Below are 26,042 nucleotides of genomic sequence, written 5' to 3' on the forward strand. Positions count from 1 at the left end.
GAAAAAGCCCCTCACCCTAGCCCTCTCCCCGCAAGCAGGGAGAGGGGATTCCCCCTCCGCCTCGCAAGCTCGGCACCTCCCCATGCAAAGCATAGGGAGGAGAAAAACTATACAACCCACCGGCTGTGGAATCGTAAGATTTGAGACGAGTAGCAGGAGCCTAGCGACGGAGGTACACTTAAGTACCTCCTAGCAACGGCGACGCCCTAATCGGCCAAAGATTGCGATTCCACCTCGTCCTTGCCTTCGGCGGTAAAGTACTTTTTCGTGTGGCGGCCAAAGAACTGGCTGATGTCGTCGATGAAAGTATAGGCCACCGGCACAAACAACAGGCTGAGCAGGGTCGAGGTAATCAACCCGCCAATGACCGCAATGGCCATCGGCTGGCGGAAGGCCACATCGGCGCCCCAGCCAATCGCAATCGGCAACATGCCTGCGCCCATCGCCACCGTCGTCATCAGGATGGGCCGAGCACGTTTGTGGGCCGCGTCCATCAGGCCGTCATGACGGGTCATGCCGTGCTTGATGGCCTCAATGGCATATTCGACCAGCAGGATCGAGTTCTTGGCGGCAATCCCCGTCAGCATGATCAGACCGATCAAAGCCGGCATGGACATGGATTTGCCTGTCACCAGCAGCAGGAAGAACGCGCCGCCGAACGACAGCGGCAATGCGGTCAAAATCGTCACCGGGTGGGTGAAGCTTTTGAACAGCAGCACCAGCACCACATACATCAACATAATGCCGGTCGAGATGGCGATCATGAAGCCCATGCCCATTTCGGCCTGATCTTCCTGTTCGCCGGTGACGATTTCCTTAACCTGAGGCGGCAGGTTTTTCATGGCCGGAAGGGCGCGCACGGCGTCCTGAGCGATACCGGCCGCAATGCCGTTTGCGATATTGCCTTTGATGGTGGCCGAACGGGAGCGTTCCGTGCGGTTGATCTGCACAGGGCCAGCGGCAAACTGGATGTCGGCCACGGCGGCCAGCGGAACCGAGGTGCCAAATTTCGTCGGCACCTTAAGGTCATTCAGATTGGCGACATCAGTGCGCGCATCGGTTTTCAGCAGGACGCGGATCGGGATCTGACGGTCACCGACATTATATTTGGCGAGAATCTGATCGAAATCCCCCACCGTCGCCACGCGTGCTGCCTGTGAGATCGCCGCCGCCGACACGCCCATCAATGCCGCCTGATCGGGTTTTGGAACCACGATGATTTCCGGCCGCGTCAGGTTATCGGCGGAGGATACGTTGGTCAGTTCCGGCAAGCCGCGCATCTGACGCTCAAGCTCACGCGACGCTTCGGCCAGCGCCACCGGATCATCGGACACCAGAGTAAAGCTGGTGATTCCGCCCCCGCCGCCTTCCTGCCCAAAGGTCGAGCGGATGCCGGGATATTGCAGTACGAACTGGTTGAAGTCGGCCTCGAAATCCTGCTGCGAGAAGTTCCGGTCGTGACGCGGCACCAGATTGATGGTGAAGTTGGCTTTATTGACATCGACTGACGCATAGACGGATTTCACACCGTCGCGCTTGCTGATTTCGGCCATCAGGTCATTCACGACCTTATCGGTTTCATCCAGACGCGAACCGGGCGGCAAATCGACCTTAAGGAAGGACCGGCCATTATCGCCAACGGGGATAAATTCACCCGGTAGCAGACCTGCGACCGCCATCGAGCCGATAAAGAAGCCGATGCCGATGGCCAGCACGGCCCAGCGGGTGCGTAGTTTCTCACCACGGGGCAGTTTTCCGGCTTTTTTGAAACAGGCAAAGGCAATCAGACCACCGACGATCAGCGTAAGGGCAGGCCCGATCAGTGACATGGGGTCGAAACCTGCCGGAGCCTTGAGCGCGCCGCTGACGCCGCCAAAGACCATCAGCGCGGTCAGAGCCAGCACAATGACGCCAAAGATCGTAAGCGCCACACGGGTGCTCATAAAGCGCAGATGCCCACTTAAGCCCCAGTTCAGGGTCTTGAGATAGCCCTTCATCCAGAACGGATCGGGGTGCTCCTTACCCGGATCGGAGCGCATCAGATAGGCGCCCATCAGCGGGGTAATGGTCCGCGCCACGACCAGCGAGAAGAACACCGACACACAGGCCGCCACCGCAAAGGACTTAAAGAACTGACCCACAATGCCCGGCATGAAGCCCACCGGCGCGAACACGGCGATGATGGTCGCGGTTGTCGCCACAACGGCGAGGCCAATTTCGTCGGCAGCTTCAATCGCGGCCTGATAGGGTTTTTTGCCGTCACGGATATGGCGGACGATGTTTTCAATTTCTACAATCGCGTCATCGACCAGAATCCCGATGGTCAGGGACAGAGCCAGCAGCGAGACGATATTGAAGCTTTCGTTCATCACCCACATGATGAAAAAGGTCGGCAGCAGCGACAGCGGCATGGCCGTGGCCGAAATTAGGGTCGCGCGCCAATCGCGCAGGAACAGCCACACCACCAGCACCGCCAGAAGCGCGCCGATCGCCAGCGTCTCCATCGACGCCAGATAGCTCTCGTTCACCCAGTCGACCGAGGCCGTGACTTCTTCGAGGGTGATATTGGGGTTAGCCTTTTTGAGTTCTTCGATAGCCTCACGCACGCCCACGGCGACATCGACTTCGGAGGAGCCAATGGTGCGGTAGACAGCAAAACCGACCACTTCCTGACCATTGAAGCGGGCACGGCTGCGCGGCTCAGACCAGGTATCGCTGACCTGCCCCAGATCGCCCAGACGGACCGACTGACCATTATTCAGGTTGATGCGGGTGTCGCGTAAGATGTCGACCGAACCGGCGTTTCCGAGGGTGCGGATCGACTGCTCAGAGCCGCCGACCTCAAGCCGCCCGCCCGGCAGGTTGATATTGATATTGCGTAACTGCTGGCTGACTTCGGAGGCAGTGATCCCCTGCCCTGCCAGAAGCGCCGGATCGAGGTCGATGCGGATTTCGCGGTCAACACCACCGTCGCGGGTGACCTTTGAGACACCGTTTTTGGCCAGCACTTTTTTCGAGATGTCGTTGTCGACAAACCACGATAATTGCTCAGGATTCATGCCCTCGCCGCGGATGATATAGGTAATCAGCGGCTCACCCGACGCCTCTTCGCGCCGGACGATGGGGTCGAGCACATCGGACGGCAGATTGGCGCGGACGCCAGCCACAGCATTGCGCACATCATTGGTCGATTTTTCAAGATCGACGCCAAGCTGGAACTGCACGACTGTGGTTGAGACGCCGTCATTGACGTAGGAGTTGATATGCTTGACCGAGCCCAGCCCCGCTACCGAATCCTCGACGATGCGGGTAACCTGCGTCTCCAGTTCGGCGGGTGCCGCGCCCGATTGCAGCACGGTGACCGACACCACCGGCAGGTCGACATCGGGGAAGTTATTGATGCGAAGCGCATTGAATGCGCCCCAGCCGGCAATGATCATCACCAGAAAGAAGACAATCGTCGGGATCGGGTTGCGGATAGACGCGGAGGATATCCCGCCCCGATCCTTAATCTGACGCGGTTCAGACATTACTTTGCCCCCGATTTAGCGGCAGCGGCCTTTTGCTCGCTCGCCACTTGCGGCCCTTTGATGCGGACGGTGTCGCCATCAACGAGGAAGCCTGCCCCTGAGGTGACCACACGATCGCCCTCAGTCACACCTTCGGTTACGACCACGCGGTCGCCCAGACGCTCACCGGTTTTCAACTTACGCAGGGTGACTTTATTCTTATCGCCCACCACAAAGGTTGCGGGCACATTGGCCTGATAGATCACAGCTTTCTGCGGGATGGTCACCACCGGCTGATTGCCGACATTGACTTCACCGCGTGCGAACATGCCGGGCTTCAAACCCGCATCGGCGGGGATCGATACGCGCGCATAGCCAAGGCGCGTATCCTGAGACACCATCGGCGTCACAATGCGCACAGACCCGGCGATCGGGCCGGTGGTTTCGCCGGTGACGGTGGCGGCCTGACCAGCTTTGAGCATGGCAAGCTCGGATTCAACCACTTCCATATTCAGCTCAATCCGGTTATCGCGGGCGATACGGAACAGTTCCTCACCTGCGCCTACGATCTGGCCCTGCACGGCGGTGCGCGAAGTGATCAGCCCCGATACCGGCGCCCGTACCGTCGCCTGATTGAGACGGGTGGTGACTTCCTGCACACTGGCCTGAGCGGTCGCAACCGCCGCCGCCGCCGTCTGCTGCTGGGCCAGTTTGGCATCAAGGCCGGACGCGGAAATAAAGCCCTTATCGGCCAGTTCCTTATAGCGGCGATAGTCGTTTTCGGCCTGGGCCTGCTGAGCCTTGGCGCTCATCAATTGAGCCTGCGCCTGCTTCAGTTGGGCCTGAAGAACCGCGTCGTTCATCCTCAGCAACGGCTGCCCCTGTTTGACGTACTGGCCTTCGTCGGCCAGCAGGGCCACCGCCGTCAGCCCGCCGGTTTCGGCACCGACCGGCGCTTCCTGCCAGGCCGAGACGGTGCCTGAGCCGGTGATCACGACCGGCACGGTCGCGCCGCCAGCGGTCGCGACCTCAACCAGCGCCAGATGAGTATCCTTGGCTTCGGCCTTTTCAGGCTTTTCGTGGCAGGCCGACAGACTAAGCGCGGCCAGCAAGGCTACCGCTCCCAACCTTAATCTTAAATCCGGGCGCGAAGAATTATAAGTGTGCCGCAACCATTGCCCTGAGCGCATGAAAAGCCCCAAATAACTTGTTTTATCCGAGACGAGATATATATTCATTGACTAACAAGTCAACGAAACTCGCATTACAAATTGTCAAGAAAACCTGTCCCCTCAGATCATACCGCCCAAACCACCGCCGTGGATCAGTGCGTCTGCCCGTTTGAAGCCGTTACCCAGTCTTTAGGCAAGCATTTCAACCTGAAACCCGCCGGTGTGCGTCAGGCCAACAAGGAAAAGCGCCCGGCTCAGATCATGGCGGCGGCCTTTGAAGAGTTTACTCAAAAAGGCTATGCCGCCGCCCGATTAGAAGACATCGCCAAGCGCGCCCGCATCAGTAAGGCACTAATATACGTCTATTATCCGGCCAAGATCGACCTGTTCTATGCCGTCGCCAACGCCTTTATAGAGCCGATGCTTAAAAAACGGCAGGCGTTTGCCGTTGATCCCGACCGTTCTGCCGAGGATCAGCTACGCGAACAGCACAACTTTTTTTATGAGCGATTGGTCAGTGACCCGCAGTCGATTGAGTTTTTCCGGCTGATCGTTGCCGAATGCGGCCGTGTGCCGGAAATCGCTGAGTTTTATACCCAAAATTTTGTCGGCGTGAAAAAGACCTATGTTTACGAACTGATCCGTCATGGCATCGCGCGCGGGGAGTTCCACCCCCACGCCCATCGCCATCTTGAAGGGGTCGAAGATATCTTAAGCGCGCCCGCCATCATGATGTTTGTGACGCGCATGGTGACCGGCAACCCCGATATCTATGATCTGGCCAAATGGCGCCAGACGCATATGACGATGGTGCTGGCCCTGCTTAAGTCGGAGCCGGTGGATTAGTCGTTTTTCTCCTCCCCATCTACGCCAAAGGCTTGATAGGGAGGAGAATTCACGTCGCAAACGGAAAGGCCGTGACGCCCTTGATCCACTCATCGATCTGGAGCGGACGGGTCACCGGCGGGGCCGCACGCTCCCGGCAATAGGGCCTCTCACACAGCCGGCACATTGGTCCGACCTCAATCGCGGCGGGATGGGTCAGATCAAGCCCCTTGGCATAGATCAGCTTTTCGGCATATTTCAGTTCGCAGCCAAGGCCGATGGCCTGATCGCCCGACACCCCGCCTTCCCAGCCGCGCAAAGACCGGTCAATCGTGCGCGACAGGGTGAAGTAGCGGGTCTTATCCGGCGTCTCAATGACCTGGGTGATGATCCGCCCCGGCGTCTGGAACGCCTGATGGATATTCCAGCGCGGGCAGGCCCCGCCAAAGCGCGAAAACGGAAACTTGCCTGCGGCGAATCTTTTAGAGACATTGCCCGCCTGATCGATGCGCATCAGAAAGAACGGCACACCCCGGCTTCCGGGACGGGAGAGCGTCGTCAGGCGCTGGGCGGCCTGTTCGAAACTGACACCGAACGGGCTGCGCAGAAGTTCTAAATCATAACCGCAGCCTTCCGCCTGCGCTTGGAATCGCCCGTAAGGCATAAGGGTCGCCGCCGTCAGGTAATTGAGCAACGACACCTTATAAAGCCTGCCCGATACCGCATCCGGTGTGCGCGCCCGCTCGACCAGATCATTAATCATCAGCCCATGCCGTTGCAGGATAAGCTGATACAGAACCGCAAATGCCCGCGACGACGCCCCTAAGCTTTCCGACAGCATCAGCCGTTTACGGTGCGGATCATAGCGGCGCTGATAGACCAGCATGATATCGGTCGGCATAAAACGCACCTCGATGCCATATTCGGTGCGCAAGACCTGTTCGGCACGAGCCTCTAAGGTATGGCTGTCGCTGCCCAGTTCGGTAAACAGCGCCTCACCCAGATCATCCAGCTCCGGGAAAAAGTTAAAGCGCGACTGAATCTGGTCACGCACCCAATCGGACGGCGACTGATCGTTCAGACTGGCGACCGATCCGGGCTCCAGTCCGTCCAGACGCTTACGCTCGCCATAGGCGCGGTAGAGTTTCAGCAGAGCCTCGGCCACCGACGGCGCATTGGCGACAAGGTCCGCGATTTCGCGGCGCGGCACCTTCAGGTCAGCAAACATCGGATCAGCCAAAACTTCCGTCAGGTGCGCTTCGCCTGCCGGATCGGCCTCACTGGTAAAGGTGCGCATATCGAGGTCATAGGTCGAGGCCAGCTTCAGCAGCACCTGCGCCGTTACCGGCCGCTGGTTGCGCTCGATGTGGTTGAGGTAGGACGCCGAGACGCCCAGATCAGCCGCCATCTGGGTCTGGGTCAGGCCCAGCTCACTTCGCAGCCGCTTAAAGCGCCCGCCTAAGAACAGTTTTCGATCAAGCTCGGACATTCATGTCTCCCCCTCTCCCCGCAGCGCTCAGACAGCGCAGCGATAGCGCAACTGAACAGCGGGGAGAGGGTTGGGGTGAGGGGCTAAACGCATAAGAGACGAACCGCACCATACCGCAGCAAGGCCCGCCCCTCATCCGGCTTGCGATAAATCGCGCGCCACCTTCTCCCCGCAAGCGGGGAGAAGGAAATAGACTTGTCATATTGTCACAATTTTACAAAAATTGCAAGGTCACAATTCTCCCAATGACCGTTTAAACAGGGCGCAAAATATCGACTTTCCTTTTTGCAACAGGCTTAATCAGCTTACCGCCACGGCAAAATGCTTAGGCTAGATCGGAGACAGATTATGACAAATTCGCACGATATGACACTGATGACGATTTCGCCTGCGGATTTTGTCAATCTTTACCTGTCGTCGTTCGGCCTGTGCCTGACCGGCTTTCAGCGTCAATCGCAGTTGTTGTCCTTACGCGACCGCATCGCTCAAGGGCGCCAAGCGGTCGATGACGCCACTGAAATCGAGGCCGACGTCCCACCGCACAGCTTCGCCTGACACCCCCGCAACAAAATACAAAAGCCCTTAATCACCCTCACCTCCCCAAAAACGGATCACCAACATGACCACTTTTCAGGATTTAGTCCCCAGCGCCCCTAAAGGCCGTTTCGACGGCATCGCGCGCCCCTATAGCCCCGAAGAGGCCCTGCGCCTGCGTGGCTCGGTCGCGGTCGAGCACACTCTGGCTGAGCGCGGTGCCAACCGCCTGTGGGAACTGCTGCATGATGAGCCCTATATCAATGCCCTGGGTGCCGTCACCGGCAATCAGGCCATGCAGATGGTTCGCGCCGGGTTGAAGGCTATTTATCTCAGCGGCTGGCAAGTCGCGGCCGATGCCAATACGGCGTCCGCCATGTACCCCGATCAGTCGCTGTACCCGGCCAATGCCGCGCCGGAACTGTGCCGCCGCATCAATCGCACGCTTCAGCGCGCTGATCAGATTGAGCACGCTGAAGGGGGCGCCAAACGTGACTGGTTCGCGCCGATCGTCGCCGATGCCGAAGCCGGCTTCGGCGGGCCTTTGAACAGCTTTGAGATCATGAAGGCCTTTATCGAAGCTGGCGCCTCCGGTGTGCATTTCGAGGACCAACTGGCGTCAGAAAAGAAGTGCGGCCACTTGGGTGGCAAGGTTCTGATCCCGACACAAGCCCATGAGCGCAACCTGATTGCCGCGCGTCTGGCCGCCGATGTCATGGGGGTTCCCACCCTGACAGTTGCCCGTACCGATGCCGAGTCAGCGCAATTGATCACGTCTGATGTCGATGAGCGCGACCATCCGTTTATCGACCGCGATAACCGCACACCGGAAGGCTTTTTCCGCCTGAAGGAAGGCACTGGTCTTGATCACTGCATCGCCCGTGGTCTGTCTTACGCGAAATATGCCGACCTGCTGTGGTGGGAAACGTCGCACCCTGATCTTGAAGACGCCAAGCGTTTTGCCGAGGCGGTGCATAAGCATCATCCGGGCAAGCTTCTGGCCTATAACTGCTCGCCGTCCTTTAACTGGAAGGCCAAGCTGGATGAGGCAACCATTGCCAAATTCCAGCGCGAACTGGGCGCTATGGGCTACAAGTTCCAGTTTGTGACTCTAGCCGGTTTCCACAGCCTGAACCACGGCATGTTTGAGCTGGCGTCCGGTTACCGCGACCGCGGCATGGCGGCCTATAGTGAGCTTCAGCAGCGTGAATTCGCCAATGAAGCCACCGGCTACACCGCTACCCGCCACCAGCGCGAGGTCGGCACCGGTTATTTCGATGCCGTCGCCATGACCATCTCAAACGGCCAGTCATCGACCACGGCTTTGAAAGATTCCACCGAGACGGCTCAGTTCATCACTGAGGCGGCTGAGTAAAAACCTCCGGATTGAATGTTCAATCCGGCAAGGCCGACCGGCCGCCCGAGCTTATGCGAGGTAGCCATGCGGCGCTTGAGCTACAGAAAAGGAAAAGACCATGAACACCTATACCCGCCCCGACGCCATCATCGATTTTTGTCTGGCACCGTTGCAGCTTAATCCGATGTCGGATGCCACCCACGAAGTCCGCCGCCGCATGGAACATGTCATCCGCACGTTCCAGCTTAAGGCCGGCCCGGCCCACAACGGTCAGCCCGTGGCCGTTGACTTCTCACAGATGCCAACCCTGGTCATCAACGAAGCCGCTCACGGATACGAATAAAGGCGCACCCAAATAAACCATAAGCGCCCATATGCCGCCTGCGCCCTACCCCCAAAAGCCCCGCGCAGGCGGCAAACTTTTGATACCCCCACCACCCCGCCCGTAAACGGGCGCAGTCCCCCTCCCCGGCATGCCGGGGAGGTATAAGATAATCATACCTCCCTAACTTGTTGGGGAGGAGGGAGGCCCGGCTCTTAAGTAGCGAAGCGATAAAGCGCTAAGAAAGGGCCGGAAGGTGGGGTTTCTTGCTTGCCTTCATCCTGCTACAGCGAATGGATCTTTTCCGATGGCTCTCGATACACATATGACGTCAGATATCACAATCACTGCCCCCATCACCGGGCGTATGGCTGAAATACTGACGCCGGATGCGCTTGCCTTTACAGCCGAACTGCATCGCCGGTTTGAGCCAAGGCGGCGGATGCTGCTGGCGGCCCGCCTTGAGAGGCAAAAGGCCTTTGACGCCGGTGCCCTGCCCGATTTTCTGATCGAAACCCAAATCATCCGTGATGGCGACTGGCGCGTAGGGCCGATCCCCGCGGACCTGACCGATCGACGCGTTGAAATCACCGGCCCGGTTGACCGCAAGATGATCATCAATGCGCTCAATTCGGGCGCAAAGGTCTTTATGGCCGATTTCGAGGACGCCAATTCCCCGACCTTTTCAAACTGCATCGACGGCCAGATCAATCTGAAAGACCGTTGGGCGGGCACCCTGTCCTATGATGACCCGCACTCGGGCAAGGCGTACCGGCTCAGTGATACGCCCGCCACTTTGATCGTGCGGCCGCGCGGCTGGCGGCTGGAGGAGCGGCACATCTGTGTCGACGGCGCCCCTGTCTCCGGTGCCCTGTTCGATTTCGGGCTTTATATGTTCCACAGCGCCAAAGCCGCCATCGCCGCCGGTTCAGGGCCGTACTTTTACCTGCCAAAGATGGAAAGCCACCTGGAGGCCCGCCTGTGGAACGAGGTCTTTGAGTTCGCCCAAAGCGCGCTTGGCATCCCCCACGGCACCATCAAGGCCACCGTGCTGATCGAGACCCTGCCTGCCGCCTTTGAGATGGATGAGATACTCTATGAACTGCGCGATCATATGGCCGGGCTCAACTGCGGGCGCTGGGACTATATCTTCAGCTTCATCAAAACCTTAGCGGAACATTCGGCCTTTGTGACACCCGACCGTTCCAAAATGGTCATGGGCCATGCGTTCTTGCGGGCCTATTCACGCCAACTGATCAAGACCTGCCACCGGCGCGGGGCCTTTGCCATGGGCGGTATGGCCGCGCAGATACCGGTGAAAGGCGACCCTGCGGCCAATGACGCCGCCTTTGCCCGCGTCCGTGCCGATAAGGAACGCGAAGCCGGTGATGGTCACGATGGCACCTGGGTCGCCCACCCCGATCTGGTGCCGGTCGCGATGGAGGTCTTTGACCGCCTGATGCCGACGCCGAACCAGCTTCATGTGTTGCGTGAGGACGTGACGACCACCCAAGTTGACCTTTTGCAGATGCACGAAGGTGCGCGCACGGAGGCGGGCCTGCGCGAAAATATCCGCGTTGGTATCCAGTACATTGAGGCGTGGCTGCGCGGTAAGGGGGCTGTGCCGCTCTATAACCTTATGGAAGATGCCGCCACCGCTGAGATTTCGCGCACGCAAGTCTGGCAATGGATCCGGCATCATGCCGCCCTTGATGACGGCAGTATCGTCACCCGCGAACGGGTGCTGGGCCTGATCGAGGATGAGATGAACGCGCTTGGGGCGTGGGGTAAGGGCCGTTTTGATGAGGCGGTGCGGCTGTTTACCGAACTGGCACTGGCCGATACCTGCCGGGATTTCCTGACGGTTCCGGCTTACGGCCTGCTGGATTAATCTGCAAAAACTCTTGTTTCATAAGGGGCGCTTCCGCCAACGGAGGCGCCCTTTTTGTATTGGAAAGTCTCAAATCAAAATCGATCACATGTGAAATTGACAGATCACAAAACACATGTTACCGCTAACAAAACGCCGACATCGATCATCGTATCATGACACCGGTGTCGATAAAAACATAAGATCCAGTCAGGATCACTTCGGGAAGACACCAGTTCAGCCACCTAACGGCGGACTTTGACGGGAAGATGAAATTTATGACGCAGGTTTGTGTTTCAATCGATTGGTTCGGGTGAGCCCCGGCCATGCGGGTCTCTACCGAGCGTGCTCTGTGGTTATCACGACATGTTTTGCCACATGAACCGGCGCTGCGCGGCTGGCTGAGCGGGCGCAAAGTTGCCGGGCTGGAAATCGACGACATCGTGCAGGAAACCTATGCCCGTCTGATCACGGTCGAATCGGTAACGTCAATCACTAATGTACGCAATTACATGTTCCAGACCGCCTATTCGGTCATGGTCAGCCACATTCGCCGTGCCAAGGTCGTGCCCTTTCAGGCCGTCAGCGATCTCGATTATTTCGAAGCCGCCGCCCTTGAGTTTTCGCCCGAAGATCAGGTCGCCGATCGTGACGAACTGCGCCGTCTGGCGGGCGTCATCGCCACCCTGCCCGGCAAGATCCGTGAGGTCTTTATTCTGCGCCGCGTGCATGGATTATCGCAGCGCGATGTCGCTAAAACGCTGGGCTTATCGGAGAGTACAGTTGAGAAACACATGAGCCGCAGCATTTACATGCTCATGAAAATGATTTCACATGGCGGAAATGACAGTGCCCGTGCGTCAAAGGCATGGGGAGTTAAGTTGAACAAAGATCAGGCCCGGCGTGAGCGCAGACGAGACAGCTAAGGATATCAACAAAACGGCGGCTGATTGGGTCGCGCGGCTGGATCGGGGTGCCTTATCACCGCAGGACGATCATGCTCTTGAGGCGTGGTTGGCGGGCGATCCCCGCCGCGCCGGTGCATTTGCGCGCGCGCAGGCCGTCTCGATGGTGTCTGAGCGCGCTCAGGCGCTGGGAACCCGCTTTGATGTCACCAAGTTTGCCCCGCAACCCATCATTTCACGCCGTCAGATGATGTGGGGTGGCGGGCTGGCCGCCGGTTTGGCCGCCGCCGGTATCGGGGCCCTTGCCCTAAACCACGGTCAGATTTTTGAAACCCGTCGCGGGGAAATGAAGGTTATTCCCTTATCGGATGGCTCCGTCATCAGTCTGAATACCGCGTCAAAGGTCAAGATCAGTTTCAGTTCGGCTCAGCGTCTGGTGCACCTGATCGATGGCGAGGCCCTGTTCGATGTCGCCAAAGACGCCGCCCGACCGTTTATCGTCAAGGCCGCAGATGCCACCGTCCGCGCCATCGGTACCAGCTTTACCGTGCAAAAGCTTGCGACCGCCCCGCTGTTGGTCATGGTGCGCGAAGGCGTGGTCGAGCTTAGCGACCGCCAGTCCGGCACTTTACGGCTGACCGCCAATACGCTGGCCCGCGCTGATGACAAGACCCTGACCAAAGCCCCCCTGCCCGCCGATAAGGTCGAGCGGGCGCTGGCATGGCGCGAAGGGCGGATCGCGTTTGAGGGCCAGAGTTTGAGCGAAGCCATTTCGACCTTTGCCCGCTACAGCGATACCCGTATTGTGATTGACGATCCGGCGATCGCGCGCGAAGAAATCACCGGCCTGTTTCAATCGACCGACCCGGTGGGCTTTGCGCAAGCCGTGGCGCTCAGTTTCGACCTGAGTGCAGAGGTCAGCGAAAATCAGGTGCGTCTACGCCGCAAATCCTGACCTGATAAGGATCCGCGCAATAAGGTTAAAAAAGTTTTGCCACCCCATAGCGGAAATAACCGGCACCCAGCGTCTAGGTTTCAGAAGTTCGCGAGCCTTTCATAAAGCGAACTGAAAAAGAGGAAACCAAGGATGAGACATTCGAGAAAGTCGCTGCTGCTGGTCGGCGCGACCGCCATAGGGCTGGTGTTTGGAACAGGCGCCTATGCGGGGGCCAAAACCTTCAACGTGCCGGCCGAAGAGGCGGTCAAGACCATTCCGGAATTTGCCCGTCAGGCCGGTGTGCAGATCATCGCCCCCGCCGGTCGCCTGAAGGGCATCCAGACCCGCGCCGTGTCCGGCAATCTGGAACCGCGCGCCGCCCTTAATCAACTGATCGCCAATACCGGCCTCGAAGTCGCCTCAGACAATGGCAAGGTAATTTCGCTGCGGGCGCGGGACGCGGCAAGCGTCACGACCGCCGCCACCCCCGCCCTGGCCCAAAGTGCAGGCGATGCCGCCGAACCGGAGCCGGAAACAGAACCGCAAACGGTTGTGGTCACCGGCTCGCGTCTGGCCAATCGCGGCTTCAAGGCCCCAACACCCGTCACTGTTGTCGATGCCGAAGAGGTCAAGCTGACCGGCACCCAGAACGTTGAAACCCTGCTCAATTCCACACCGCAGTTTATCGGCTCCCAAAACAACGGCCCGACCGCCAATACGGTTCCGGGCGGTACGGCCACACTCAATATGCGCGGTTTTGGCGCCCAGCGTAATCTGGTGCTGGTCAATGGCCGCCGCTTTGCGATTTCCGGCACCGATCAGGTCACCGACATCAACACCATCCCCGCCGCCCTGATTAAGCGCACCGAAGTCGTCACCGGCGGCTCTTCGGCGGTCTATGGCTCCGATGCCATCACCGGCGTCGTCAACTTCATCATGCGTGACGATTTCGATGGCGCGGAAATCAGCGTCCAGCGTCGCTGGGATCAGCCAACCAGCACCCCCACCCATACGGTTGACCTGACACTTGGTGGTAATTTTGCCGACGACAAAGGCAATGCCGTCGTGTCGCTCAACTATCTGGATCGCGGCTCGATCACCCGCGGCGAGCGCGGCGATTTTGCGTACCTGTCGCTGTCAGACGGCTGCGTTACCTCCGCGAGCTGGAGCGAGACCCAGCCCGGAACCCCGCTCAGTGTGCCGTCCGGCCAGACCTGCCTGAGCGCGGGCGGCCGTCCGGGTCTGATCGCGGGCGGGTCGGGTGACATCCCCAATGGCCGTTTCTTTGGCATACCGACCTATGGTTCGGCCCAGTCCAATGCCGGTCTTGATGCGGCCTTGCTGGCGGCGGGCCTGCAAAGTGCAGGAGCACGCGGTTTTACCTTTGGCGACACCGGCACTCAGGCCCGTCCGGCCCTGACACCGCAGGATGATTTCAACCTTGGTCCCGCCAACTACCTGATCATCCCCCAGCGCCGCTGGATGATCAACAGCTTCATTGACTATGAGTTCAACGAAAAAGTCACCGGCTATGTCGAGGCCCATTTCTCGAACAATGTCGTCAACATGCAGCTCGCGCCGACCAACATTAACGGCAACTTCCTGATCAATATTAACAATCCGTATCTGTCGACCCAGATGCAGGAAGTCGCCCGCCAGCTCGATCTGCGTGAAACCGGCACCACCAATATCACTCAGGGCACCGCGACCTTTTCGACCACGCCGGGCGATGGTCTGGCCGTGCTTGGGATCGGGCGGCGTCTGGCCGAGGTCGGCAACCGCTTCAACTCATCCGAACGCAATGTGTTCCGCACCGCCTTTGGTCTGCGCGGCAATCTGGGCAGCGTGTCCGAAGGGTTCTTACGCAACCTCAGCTACGACACCTATTATTCCTATGCCCGCACCCAGAACACCGACAGCCAGAAAGGCAGCGTCTCACGCAGCCGCTTTGCGCAATCATTGCTGTCGGTCGGTGGGGCAGCCCCCGTGCTGAACGTCTTTGGCCCCAATATCTCTGAGGCCGGGGCCGCCGCCATTGCCATCAACTCAACCAACGTCCAGGTCGCCGAACAGCAGGTTCTGGCCGCCAATATCGCCGGTGAAGCCTTTGACCTTCCGGCAGGGCCGGTCGATTTCAACGCCGGTTTTGAGTGGCGCTATAATTACGCCAAATATACCCCGGACACCTTCCTGTCGTCAGGTGACGTGTCCGGCTTCAATGCCGCCAAACCGACCGCGGGCAGCACGATTGTGCGTGAAATCTTTGGTGAAGTGCGCGCCCCCATTCTGGCCGATGCGCCCTTTGCCAAGCGCCTGAACATCAACGGGGCCTTCCGCTATTCGGATTACAACCTCGAAGGGGTTGGCGGTGTATGGACTTACTCCGTCGGGGCCGAATGGCAGCCGATTGATGATGTTGCCGTAAGGAGCCAGTTCCAGCACGCCATCCGCGCGCCAAACGTGGGTGAACTGTACGGCGGTCAATCGCTGAACTTTGCCTCTGCCACCGATCCGTGCTCCAGCCGCGCCCCCGTAGCCCAGCAAACCCAGGCCGTACGCGATGTCTGCGTTGCCACGGGTGTGCCCGTCTCAGCCGTGTTCGGCACCGGCGTCCAGCCCAACACCATCATCGGCAACACCATTGGCGGCAATCCGATGGTCGGGGAAGAAGAGTCAGACACCTATACGTTTGGTCTGATCTTCACACCGCGCGCCGTGCCCGGTCTGGCGGTCAGCGTCGACTGGTTCAGCATCGAGCTTGAAGGTGCCATCGCGCCGCTCGGCGGCGGCCTGCAAAACACGCTTGATCTGTGTTACCGCATCATCGGCAGCGCATCGAGCGAGTTCTGTCAGGGCATTACCCGCAACCCGGTCACCGGTGAAATCACCGGCCCGAACTATGTGGCGACCACCAATGCCAATACCGGCGGCCTTAAAACCTCCGGTATCGACCTCAATGGCCGGTACGGCTTTGGTATCGACTGGGGCCTGTTCGACGGCGGCAGCCGGATTGAGCTGAGCGCCAACTGGACCTATACCGAAGAGTTCACCGGCACCCCGCTGCAGGCCCGGCCGAACCTGACCAACGAATGTGTCGGCGCCTATGGCCCGACCTGCGGCCAGCCGATCCCGGAATGGAAAGGCGTGTCGCGCGTCACCTGGCGCAACGGCCCGCTGACCCTAAGTTTACGCGACCGCTACATCGGTGAGGTTACCCGCGACAACTACCTGCTACCGCTGCGTTCAGGCGGCACGCCGCCCGCGCTTAACACCATCACCAATCCGGTGCTGGACGGGCAGCATTATCTGGATATGTCGTTTGCCTATAAGCTACCCCAAAACGTCGAAGTCTACGGCGGTATCAACAACCTGAGCGACGAAGCCCCGCCTGTGGTCGGCAGCGCTCAGGCCAATGCCAATACCTGGACGGCGACCTATGATGTCGAAGGCCGGGTCTACTATCTCGGGATGAATCTCAGATTCTGATCCGATATGCGGAAGGCGGGATACCCTTTTACTCCCTGTACCCGTCTTCCGTGTCTTACTTTTGTCGCGCATCTTGATCCCAAAACCGCCAACACTTTTGGGGATGCGCTCAGTTTTTTTGAACCCGCCAGAGCCGGGTCCTCCCGCGGTTCTGCGTAAACTCATATATCCGGCGGGCGGTGCCTGCCGGATTTTTTTCATATGGTTTAAGTGTGAATTGTGCGGGATAGTCACAGCATAAAAAAAGAGGAAACCCCAGTGACACAAGTTTCAAGACGCCGCTTTGGTGCCGGTGCCACAGCTTTTGCAGGCACCCTTTCGCTGCCCGGTTTAAGTCATGCCGCCACCTGCCAGATGCCGGACTGGGCGGTGAAACTGCGTGCCGACCTTGAGCGGATGGCCAAGGATTTGACCGCCCGACTTAAGCCGTGGAAGGGGCCGGATCTGGTCGTCACGCCTGAAGATCATGGCTATACCGGCGGCTTGGCCACAAAGGCCATTCAGGCGGCGATTGACGATGTGGCGGCACGCGGTGGCGGCACGGTCAGGCTCACTAAGGGCGATTATGTTTCCGGCACAATCGACCTGAAATCCAATATCCGCTTTGAAGTGGCTAAGGGGGCGCGCCTGCTGGGCAGTCTTGATCTCAATGACTACCCTGAGCGGATCGCTAAACGGCTGACGGTGCAGGACACCAATATGGGCATGAACCAGTCCCTGATCTTTGGTGAGGGCCTGACCAATATCTCGATCTGCGGCGACGGCGAAATCGATGGGCGCGGCTCAAAAGAAAACTTTCCGGGCCTTGAGACCATTCACGGCACACCGGGGCGGCCGTTTGTCATCCGTATCATCGACTGCCAGAAGGTGCATATCCGCGACATTACCCTAAAAGACTCGCCGTGCTGGATGCAGAACTATCTTAACTGCGACGATTTGTTGATTGAGCATATCAAGGTCGAAAATCAGGCTAATTTCAACAATGACGGCCTTGATATCGACGGCTGCCGTCATGTCATCGTGCGCCACTGCTACATAAGCTCCGGCGATGATGCCATGTGCTTTAAAGGTGCGGCCCAAAGTCCGGGTGAGAACATTCTGGTTGAGCACTCCACGTTCTTTACGTCCTGCAACGCGGTGAAACTGGGTACGGACAGCCAGAGCACCTTCCGCAACGTCTTTGTCCGGCATTGCCTTATCGGCGGGGTCAGTGAAGACATGCGCCGCGTCAAGGTGGTGGGGGCGGATTCCGGCGTGGCCTGGAAAATGGTCGACGGCGGCACGGCGGAAAATTTGCTGGTCAGCGATGTCAAAATCATCCGCGCCCGCAGTCCGATCTTTATGCGGCTGGAAAAGCGCGGACGGGTCAAGCCCGGCGATCCGCCCGCCCCGATCGGGACTTTGCGGCGCGTGGTGTTTGAGCGTATCACTGGTGAGAATTGCGGCCCGCGCGGGTCGTACTTTATCGGCATCCCTGAAAAGAGCATCGAAGATGTCGTCATCCGCGATTTTAAGGTCGCTCAGAACCCAAGCACCAAAACTGTACTGGTGGAGACGGCGATTGGTGAGATGTATGGCGCATACCCTGATCCGCATATGATTGACGGTATCGGTGATGCGCCCGCCTACGGCCTTTGGGCGCGGCATATAACGGGCCTGACCTTGATCGACTATAAGGTCACCCCGGCCGGCGCTGATCCACGCCCCGAATATGTCATTAAAACTAATGCCAGAAAGACTAAAATAAGCGGAGTGTGCCTGTGAACCGCATCGCCCCTGCCCTGATCGCTGCTCTGATGCTCACTGGATGTGCCACCGTCAAACCTGCGACGGCGACCTATTCAAATCCCGTCCTCTATGCCGACTATTCGGACCCGGACGTGATCCGCGTGGGTGCCGACTATTACCACGTCTCCTCCAGCTTTCACCTGTCACCGGGGATACCGGTGCTCAAATCGCGCGACCTGATCAACTGGACGATCATCGGCCATGTGCTGCCAAAATTACCGTTCGCGCCCGAATATGACCTGCCGGGGCCGTTTGAGATCGACGACACCAAATCGAAGCCCGTCATCGGCACCCGTTATGCCAGCGGGGTATGGGCGCCGTCAATTCGCCATCACAACGGCCGGTTCTATGTTTATTGGGCAACGCCGGATGAGGGCATCTATGTCTCGACCGCCACCGATCCTAAGGGGCCCTGGTCGGCACCGGTACATATCGTCAAGGAGGCCCGCCTCGAAGACCCCTGCCCGATCTGGGATGATGACGGTCAGGCTTACCTCGTCCACAGCCACGTCGGCGCCGGACCGCTGATCCTGCGCAAAATGGCCCCCGACGGCCTGAGTGTGCTGGATGACGGGGTGGTGATTGCTGAGGACAAGGTCAATCTGCCGATCCTTGAGGGGCCGAAATTCATCAAACGCAATGGATTCTACTACATCTTCGCGCCCATCGGCGGGGTCGACAAAGGCCCGCAGGCCGTGGGCCGCGCCAGGGATATCTACGGCCCCTATGAGTGGCGGGTGGTGCTGGAACCCGGCACGACCAAGGTGCAAGGCCCGCATCAGGGCGGCTATGTCGAAACCTCTTCGGGTCAGGGGTGGTTCCTGCATTTCAACTCGACCGGCGCATTCGGGCGGATCAACCATCTGCAACCCGTGCACTGGGCCGATGACTGGCCGGTCATGGGCGAGCCGATTGCGGGCAAGGTTTCTGGTCAGCCGGTCATGACCTATCTGCGTCCTGATACCGGCACGATTGGCCGTGAGCGGATGCAGGCGTCCGATGAGTTCAATGCGGCGCAACTCGGCTTACAATGGCAGTGGAACCATAACCCGGATAATACGCGCTGGTCGTTGTCGGAGCACTCAGGCTACCTGCGCCTTAAGGCCGGTCAGGCACAGCACCTGACGACCGCGCGCAATACCCTGACCCAAATGCTGACCGGGCCATTTATGCGCTCGACCGCGCGACTGGATGTCTCCGGCATGGCGGACGGTCAGCGGGCGGGCCTTACCCTGTTTGGGGTCAAGCCGGTCTGGATCGGCGTGATACGCGACGGCGGCGTTAACCGGATCACCTTTGCGTCGGCGGGTGTTGAAACCGCAGGCCCGGTGTTGATGGGTAATACTGTCACCCTACGCGCCGAAGTCGGTGAGGATCAGATCGCCCATTTCGCCTACAGCCTTGATGGCAAGTCGTTTACCGCCTTGGGCGAACCCACGGCCCTTGCCAAATTCTCATGGTGGAAAGGCTCACGGCCGGGGGTATTTACGTTCAATAAACGCGATACGAACGGCCATGTCGATATCGATTGGTTCCGCGTCGACCATGAGGTGGCCAAATGAGACGGCGCACCTTTATCCAGTCCAGCGCTGCCGCCCTGATAGCGGGCCCCGCTATAGCGCAAAGCCCCTCGCAACCCGAATATACAACGACCAATGCGGCATGGCAGGCAGCCTATGATAAGGCCCTGTCGATTCTCGTCAAAAACACGCAGGTTATGCCGCGCTATTCCAAGCCCATTCTGATCGAAGGCTCGGTTTATCAGGGCATCTGGATGGAATGCGGCCCGCATGAGGCGTTGGTTTACCGCAAATTCCGGCCTGATGTCGCCCGTAACAGCCATATGTGCTTCTTTGAGCTGCAACGCGCGGACGGCCAGTTGCCGTGCAACAATAAGGTTACTGAGACCGGCTTTGGACAGATCCAGATGGTCGTGCCGATTGCCGCCACGGCGTGGGAACTGGCGCGCGCCACCGGCGATCAGGAGTTACTGGAGACGGCCTATCGCGGCGCATCAATGTGGGACGGGTGGCTGTTGAAATACCGCAATACCCGTGGCACAGGCCTTACCGAAGGCTTTTGCACCTACGATACCGGCCACGACAACAGCCCCAGATGGCAGGGCATTCCGCCGCAGTGTCCTAACAAAGACGCCAAATACTACCCGGAAGGTTTCAAACTGCCGCGCCTGTGTCCTGACCTGTCGGCCACAACCTATGGCGCACGCAAGGCCCTGTCCGACATGGCCCGCGCCTTGGGCAAAACCTCAGAGGCCGATATGTGGGCAGAACGGGCGGCCGCAATCCGTGATCTGATTTTGAAACGGTTATATGTCGCCGAAGACGCCGCCTTTTATGACGAAGACGCAGGCAGCCAGTTCATCCGCATCCGCAGCGACATCCTAAGTCGTGTGTGCGGTGAACATGTGCCGGATCAGGCCCTGTTTGACGATCTGTGGACGCGGCAAATCCACAATCCTGCGGCGTTCTGGGCGCCCTATCCCCTGCCCTCGATCGCGCTGGATGACCCAACTTTTGTGCGCCCCATCACCGCCAACACCTGGGGCGGGCCGTCACAGGCGCTAACGGCCCTTCGCGCCCCACGCTGGTTCGAGCATTATGGCCGCACGGCCGAGTTCACGGTCATGATGGATCGCTGGTGCGAGGGGCTGATCAAAGATATGACCTTCCGTCAGCAGATGAACCCCATAACCGCCGAATTTACCCGCGACGGCGATGAGCCGGACTATTCCCCGGCGGCGCTGGTGATGATGGATTACACCTGGCGGTTGGCAGGAGTGGTCGAAGAATCTGACCGGCTGGAATGGAATATCCGCCCCAACCATGCGGCCTCAAAAGGGGCGCAGTTTCGCCTGCCGACCGATGCCCGATCGACCGCCAAGCTCCGTTACAACGCGCGCGGGGCTGATCTTGATCTGGGGGGCAAAACCCTTGGCCGGATTGAGGGCGTAGCGCGTCTGATTACCAACACCGCCGGTAACCCTGTGGCTCTGCTCGGCATTTCTGAAACCCCGCAAAAGGTCACTTTGCGTCTCATCGGGCGCCCAGCCCGCAACTTGACCATCACAGCCAATGAAAAGATCGCTTTATGAACCGGCGCAAGGGTGAGCACGCCCGACCATGATTACTTCGATTTCTTTTTCTTAGACAAGCTGGCCTTGATAGCCTTGGCCTCTTCAAGGCTGACCGGCTTTAGCTCATCGACAAAGCAGGCCGATTTGAAGCCCGGCGCGTAAATCACCGACATCTGAACATCAATGGGGTTACAAATCTGGGTCGTACCGCGATATTCAAACAACAGGGGATCGAAATGGTTCAGGCGGCAGCCGGACACCTTCATGACCATAGCCCCACGTCCGCGTTCTTCGACCAGCAGAGTGTCTTCGTCGACCACGGTCGTGTCCAGATTGCCGCCGCTGACGCATTGGCGCACCGGTTTTTCAGTTTGCGGCGCACCCTCGGTCTGAGCCAGCGCGGCATGGCCCGCAATCAGAGCCGATCCGGCCAGCAAACCGGCCACAACAGGAATAAGGCGGGACATGAAATTTCTCCGTTATTTCTCTTTAGGTTTGGGCGTCATATAGACCTTGGCCTCATCCTTGGTGAGAGGCGTCATAGTGTCGATCAGGCACCGCAAAGGCGCTTCGGTATTGCGCGAATGCAGGATCTTAACATCGGTTTTGCGGCACAGTTGCGTTGAGCCGTTGAACTCAAAGCCAATCTTGTCCAGTTCATCGATATGACGGCACGGCGCGGTCAGTTTCAGCAAAACATATTTGCCAAACGCATCCTCAATCAACAGGCTGTCAGGCTCGATCACCATTCGGCTGCGCATATTGCCGAGGTCATAACATTGTTTGGGTTCATCGGGTTTAACGCTTTGCGCGACCGGCGTTGCCGCAAAAACCGGGGCGGACAACATACCGCACGTCACGGCCGCGAGAGCTATTTTCGATGCGATTCTGGTCATCATATCCTCCGGTTATTTGGGTTCAGCCGCCGCCGCTTCCTTGGCCAGTTTCTTGTCAGCCTTGCGTTTTTTGGCCTTATCCGCGCCGGTCAGCACATCAGACTCGGCCTGAGTGACCGCGCGGACATCGGTAATATTGCAGCGCCTCAAGCGATTGTCACCAAACTCGGCATAAAGCACTTCGGCATCGAACGGCCCGCACACCCGGCTAAGGCCGCCGCGCGATCTCAGGCCGATCCGGCCGGCATTATCAAGGCCGATACAGGCTGGCGCGATGGTCAGGGCGTAGTTCTGCTTGCGGTAGGTTTCAACCACCATCACATCGTCATTGGGGGTGAAGTAACTGCGCACATCGTCGACATAGAAACATTGCGCGGCCTTACCCGCAGATCCGGGCCCCGAAGGGTCGGGCGCTTGCGCCACAGTTTCAGGATTGGCCGCACAACCGGCCAGAACCAGCCCCAGACCTGATGCCATGACTGCTGTAATTATACCGTTCCGGTGACGCATTATGATCTCCCTCATCCAGAAACGAACAGTTAGCCCGGATTCCGGCGAAATCATGTCACGGGAGGGTGTATCAGGTCAAAACACGTTCAATTTGAACAAGCTGTCGCGCCGATGCCATAAGCGGTGATGGTAAATCAAACACCTGCGCCACCAGATCGTGCGCCAGTATGGGCGCCAGACAAAAGGCCCGCCCGCCCAGTCCGGTCAATACATGGCCGCCAGGTGACAAAGTACCGGCTGCCGGTAAATGATCGCGCGTCGTCACCCGCACCGATGCCCGCGAGGTCAATTGCGCAGCTTCCATTTGTGCCGCGAGTTCCGGCAAGGCTTTCGACAGGGTGTCTATGTTTTTCATCCGGTCAGCATCGCGAACATCCGCCCCGCGATCTTCGCGATCATGAGTGGCCCCGAACAGCACACCCTCCGGCAGCGGAATGGCATAACCGCCCCAAGCTTGAGGTAAAAATTGGGCTTGAGGCGGAATATCAGCCGGGGTAGCAGCCACCTCGACCTGACCGCGCACGGGCCGCAGATCAAGGTGAGATGCAAAGGCCTGATCCCATACACCTGCGCCCGCCGCCCAAAACACATGGTCATAGTCGGCCATATCGCGGGGCGGTACGGCATGGATCGTGCGCCCGGCAGTCAGGGCGTTAAGTACCGCCAGAGGCTCAACCGCCAGCGCCTCAGCCATGAAAAGACCATCGTCATGGGGGTGCAGAGCATCACTGGCAAAGCACGGTTGCGTCGCGACCTTTTCAAACCGCGCCCGGTCGCGTTCGGTTTGGGCGCGCTGCAAGACCCCTTCGTGCAGGATCGCCTGCGGACTCAAGCGCCGGTAAAGGCCTGTGGCATAGGCATGGGCATCGGCATAAAGCTGGGCCACCGCCCCGCCCCCGGCATCAAGCCGCGGCGTTACCAGCGCTGCCCGATTGCCTGAGGCCTGAGCCCCCAGACCACCCGGATCGCACAGATCATGATCAAACCCAAGCTGTGTCAGGGCATGGGACAGCGAACAGCCGGCAATCCCCGCCCCCATGACCAGTATGCGCGGTGTTTGAGCGGGATCGGGCAGGGCTTCCCCCGCAAATACCGCCTCCAGCCGCTCACGCTTCTTGCCAAAGCCCGGCTGTTTGGAGACCTCAAAACCGGCGTTAATCAGACCACGCCGCACCGCGCCCGCCACCGTAAAGGTCGCCAGCCGCGCCCCTGCCCGTGAGTGTTGCCCGATCAGGGTCAACACGTCCTCGGCCCACATATCGGGGTTCAGGGCCGGCGAAAACCCGTCCAGAAACCACGCATCAGCCTTACCGTTCCATTGCGTCAACGCCGCACGCACATCGTTTAGGGCCAGTGTTAAACGCGCGCCCCACTGCGGGAAGTCCATAACGTGAAAACCCTGACGTGACTTCGGCCACTGGTTCAGGATCGCCTCAGAAAACGGCGCCAGTTCCGGCCAGGAATTCAAGGCACGCGCGGCGTCTTCGCGGCTCATCAAAAAGGCTTCGATACTGAAAATATGAAGGTAGCTGTTTTCTGAGCGATTATCCGCCCACATCTGCAACAGGGCCGCAATATTCAGCCCCGTGCCGAAGCCCAGTTCCGCTACGGTAAACTGGCGCTTATCCGCCCAGATATCCGGCATGTGACAGCCGTTCAGGAACACCGCGCGGGTTTCGCTCAGGCCATCCTGCAACGAATAATAGATATCGCCGAACCGCTCCGAGCGCGGATTGCCGTCTTCCGCAAAATAAAGCTGCGGGTCGTGCGTCTCAGGATCGCGGGCATCAGGCATGGTTACGGTTTACCAATAGAAAAAGGGCCGCCCCTATAGTAGGCGACCCTTCGTATTCTTGTCTAATCAATGGCCCTCAGGGCCGATTAATTAGTGAGCAGCCGGAGCTTCAGCAGCCGGAGCAGCAGCAGCGGCATCGGCAGCAGCCGAGGCAGCTTCAGCAGCGTCCGAAGCAGCTTCGGTAGCAACTTCAGCAGCTTCCGAAGCTTCAGCAGCAGCTTCTTCAACAGGAGCTTCAGCAGGCTTCGAGCAAGCAGCGATCGACAGAGCAGCAACAGCAGCAGCGGCAACCAGGGCCGAGCGAACGATTTTGGAGGTCATGGATCCAGATCCTTATCTTAACGTTAAGAGGCGCCAGAGACGTAACTTAGAGTCACTACCTAGGCCCTGATTCAAGACATACCGAAAATGACTGAGTCTCGCAAGAGGGTATTTCACAAATTTGTGATCGCATTCCATAAAGCCGCCATTATTTTCTCAAATCAGGCGAATATGATGAAAGGTTAATGGCGCATATAAGCCAGACGGCATACACCGTAAACGACGATACCGCCTAAAATAAAGCGGCATCGTGTCAAATAATGCGGATTTGAGTATGCCCCCAGGGCAGCCCCGCCGTCAAGGTTCACATCAACCGGCGCAGTTAGCCCTCGGCCGGGATTGAGTTAAGCGCCTCTTCCATTTCAAGGAAGCTCGGCTGCATGGTCGATGGCACGTTGCCGCGGCCGATTTCAACCGAGATTTGCGCCGCATTGCCATGCAGGTGCGCGACCAGCACCGACTGGATGATCTTATAGAACGCGCCCTCTTCCTCGACGATTCCGCTCAGGCGCGACGCAAACGGCCCGACCAGACCGTAGGACAGCATAACACCCAGGAACGTACCGACCAGCGCGCCGCCGATCATGCCGCCCAGAACTTCCGGCGGCTCGGTGATCGAGCCCATGGTCTTGATAACCCCCAGAACCGCAACCACGATCCCCAGCGCCGGCAGGGCGTCAGACATGTTTTGCAGAGCATGGGCCGGATGCAGCGCTTCGTGATGGTGTTTCTCAAGCTGCTTTTCCATAGCATCTTCGACCTGATGCGGGTCTTCGAGGTTCATGGTCATCATGCGCAGGGTGTCGCAGATAAAATCGGTGGCAAAGTGGTCCTTCATGATCTTCGGGAAGCGGTTGAAGATCGTGGAATCATGCGGTTTTTCGATATGGCTTTCCAGCGCGATCACGCCCTTTGACTTCATGGTCTTGGTCAGCAGAAACAACAAAGACAACAGGTCGCGATAATCAGATGACTTCCACTTAGGCCCGCTGAATACCTTGCCCATGCCGCCCCCCATACCTTTGAGGGTATGCAGGTCATTGGCGATCAGGGTCGCGCCGATCGCCGCCCCCAGAATCCCGGTCAGTTCGTAGGCCAGAGAGTGCAGGATCGGCGCCATAGACCCGCCCGACCAGATGTAACTGCCGAACACCGTGGCGAACAGAACAACAATACCAATAATCTGAAACATGAGACCCTAAGCCAAGCCGAAACACAACGATTCGGCTCAG

The 26,042-nt window shown here is 58.8% G+C and carries 20 protein-coding genes; 11 read left to right on the plus strand and 9 right to left on the minus strand.

All coding sequences use genetic code 11. From position 1 onward, the window contains the following. Nucleotides 1-206 precede the first annotated feature (206 nt). Entirely contained in the window at nt 207-3,530 is a 3,324-nt protein-coding gene (locus PQU98_RS05805) for an efflux RND transporter permease subunit (RefSeq protein WP_272743956.1), read from the minus strand. Continuing rightward, on the minus strand, nt 3,530-4,621 hold the full coding sequence (locus PQU98_RS05810) for an efflux RND transporter periplasmic adaptor subunit (protein WP_272743957.1): 1,092 nt from the start codon (nt 4,619-4,621) through the stop codon (nt 3,530-3,532). The genes PQU98_RS05805 and PQU98_RS05810 overlap by 1 nt, the downstream gene beginning before the upstream one ends. A gap of 159 nt (nt 4,622-4,780) precedes the next feature. Between PQU98_RS05810 and PQU98_RS05815 the strand changes: the two genes are divergently transcribed. Next, nucleotides 4,781-5,527 (plus strand): TetR/AcrR family transcriptional regulator, encoded by a 747-nt coding sequence (locus PQU98_RS05815; RefSeq protein WP_272743958.1) that lies wholly within the window; start codon nt 4,781-4,783, stop codon nt 5,525-5,527. A gap of 49 nt (nt 5,528-5,576) precedes the next feature. Here the strand turns inward: PQU98_RS05815 and PQU98_RS05820 are convergent, their stop codons facing one another. Next, nucleotides 5,577-6,995 carry a helix-turn-helix domain-containing protein gene (locus tag PQU98_RS05820; RefSeq protein WP_272743959.1) on the minus strand — a complete coding sequence of 473 codons (1,419 nt, stop codon included), beginning with the start codon at nt 6,993-6,995 and terminating at the stop codon, nt 5,577-5,579. A gap of 348 nt (nt 6,996-7,343) precedes the next feature. Between PQU98_RS05820 and PQU98_RS05825 the strand changes: the two genes are divergently transcribed. The 10 genes from PQU98_RS05825 to PQU98_RS05870 all read left to right on the plus strand — a co-directional run bounded on the left by PQU98_RS05825 (nt 7,344) and on the right by PQU98_RS05870 (nt 21,306). Then, a complete protein-coding gene (locus tag PQU98_RS05825) occupies nt 7,344-7,550 on the plus strand; it encodes a hypothetical protein (RefSeq protein ID WP_272743960.1) in 207 nt (68 codons plus the stop codon). A gap of 64 nt (nt 7,551-7,614) precedes the next feature. After that, nucleotides 7,615-8,904, plus strand: coding sequence for an isocitrate lyase (gene aceA / locus PQU98_RS05830; RefSeq protein WP_272743961.1), 1,290 nt, complete (start codon nt 7,615-7,617; stop codon nt 8,902-8,904). Between the two features lie 100 nt (nt 8,905-9,004). Continuing rightward, a complete protein-coding gene (locus PQU98_RS05835) occupies nt 9,005-9,229 on the plus strand; it encodes a hypothetical protein (protein ID WP_272743962.1) in 225 nt (74 codons plus the stop codon). 286 nt (nt 9,230-9,515) lie between these two features. Beyond that, nucleotides 9,516-11,099 carry a malate synthase A gene (gene aceB / locus PQU98_RS05840; RefSeq protein WP_272743963.1) on the plus strand — a complete coding sequence of 528 codons (1,584 nt, stop codon included), beginning with the start codon at nt 9,516-9,518 and terminating at the stop codon, nt 11,097-11,099. A gap of 305 nt (nt 11,100-11,404) precedes the next feature. Next, nucleotides 11,405-12,004 (plus strand): RNA polymerase sigma factor, encoded by a 600-nt coding sequence (locus PQU98_RS05845; RefSeq protein WP_272743964.1) that lies wholly within the window; start codon nt 11,405-11,407, stop codon nt 12,002-12,004. After that, nucleotides 11,982-12,938: a FecR family protein gene (locus PQU98_RS05850; RefSeq protein WP_272743965.1), complete on the plus strand. Its 957-nt coding sequence runs from the start codon at nt 11,982-11,984 to the stop codon at nt 12,936-12,938. Before PQU98_RS05845 ends, PQU98_RS05850 begins: the two co-directional genes overlap by 23 nt. A gap of 132 nt (nt 12,939-13,070) precedes the next feature. Next, entirely contained in the window at nt 13,071-16,406 is a 3,336-nt protein-coding gene (locus PQU98_RS05855) for a TonB-dependent receptor (protein WP_272743967.1), read from the plus strand. 258 nt (nt 16,407-16,664) lie between these two features. After that, a complete protein-coding gene (locus PQU98_RS05860; protein ID WP_272743968.1) occupies nt 16,665-18,170 on the plus strand; it encodes a glycoside hydrolase family 28 protein in 1,506 nt (501 codons plus the stop codon). Continuing rightward, nucleotides 18,167-19,756 (plus strand): glycoside hydrolase family 43 protein, encoded by a 1,590-nt coding sequence (locus PQU98_RS05865; protein WP_272743969.1) that lies wholly within the window; start codon nt 18,167-18,169, stop codon nt 19,754-19,756. Before PQU98_RS05860 ends, PQU98_RS05865 begins: the two co-directional genes overlap by 4 nt. Further along, nucleotides 19,753-21,306 (plus strand): MGH1-like glycoside hydrolase domain-containing protein, encoded by a 1,554-nt coding sequence (locus PQU98_RS05870; RefSeq protein ID WP_272743971.1) that lies wholly within the window; start codon nt 19,753-19,755, stop codon nt 21,304-21,306. Before PQU98_RS05865 ends, PQU98_RS05870 begins: the two co-directional genes overlap by 4 nt. Before the next feature lie 32 nt (nt 21,307-21,338). Here PQU98_RS05870 and PQU98_RS05875 read toward each other — a convergent pair whose 3' ends face one another. The 6 genes from PQU98_RS05875 to motA form a co-directional block, all read right to left on the minus strand. Then, entirely contained in the window at nt 21,339-21,755 is a 417-nt protein-coding gene (locus PQU98_RS05875) for a hypothetical protein (protein WP_272743972.1), read from the minus strand. 12 nt (nt 21,756-21,767) lie between these two features. Further along, entirely contained in the window at nt 21,768-22,184 is a 417-nt protein-coding gene (locus PQU98_RS05880) for a DUF6491 family protein (RefSeq protein WP_272743973.1), read from the minus strand. Nucleotides 22,185-22,196: 12 nt separating this feature from the next. Then, nucleotides 22,197-22,694 (minus strand): DUF6491 family protein, encoded by a 498-nt coding sequence (locus PQU98_RS05885; protein WP_272743974.1) that lies wholly within the window; start codon nt 22,692-22,694, stop codon nt 22,197-22,199. Nucleotides 22,695-22,764: 70 nt separating this feature from the next. Next, nucleotides 22,765-24,489 (minus strand): tRNA (5-methylaminomethyl-2-thiouridine)(34)-methyltransferase MnmC2, encoded by a 1,725-nt coding sequence (mnmC2, locus tag PQU98_RS05890; RefSeq protein WP_272743975.1) that lies wholly within the window; start codon nt 24,487-24,489, stop codon nt 22,765-22,767. A gap of 90 nt (nt 24,490-24,579) precedes the next feature. After that, on the minus strand, nt 24,580-24,810 hold the full coding sequence (locus tag PQU98_RS05895) for a hypothetical protein (protein WP_189488490.1): 231 nt from the start codon (nt 24,808-24,810) through the stop codon (nt 24,580-24,582). A 322-nt stretch (nt 24,811-25,132) separates the two neighbouring features. Then, nucleotides 25,133-26,002 (minus strand): flagellar motor stator protein MotA, encoded by an 870-nt coding sequence (gene motA / locus PQU98_RS05900; protein WP_272743976.1) that lies wholly within the window; start codon nt 26,000-26,002, stop codon nt 25,133-25,135. Nucleotides 26,003-26,042: the final 40 nt, after the last annotated feature.

This window comes from Asticcacaulis machinosus (assembly GCF_028550435.1).
In the GTDB taxonomy this organism is placed as follows: domain Bacteria; phylum Pseudomonadota; class Alphaproteobacteria; order Caulobacterales; family Caulobacteraceae; genus Asticcacaulis; species Asticcacaulis machinosus.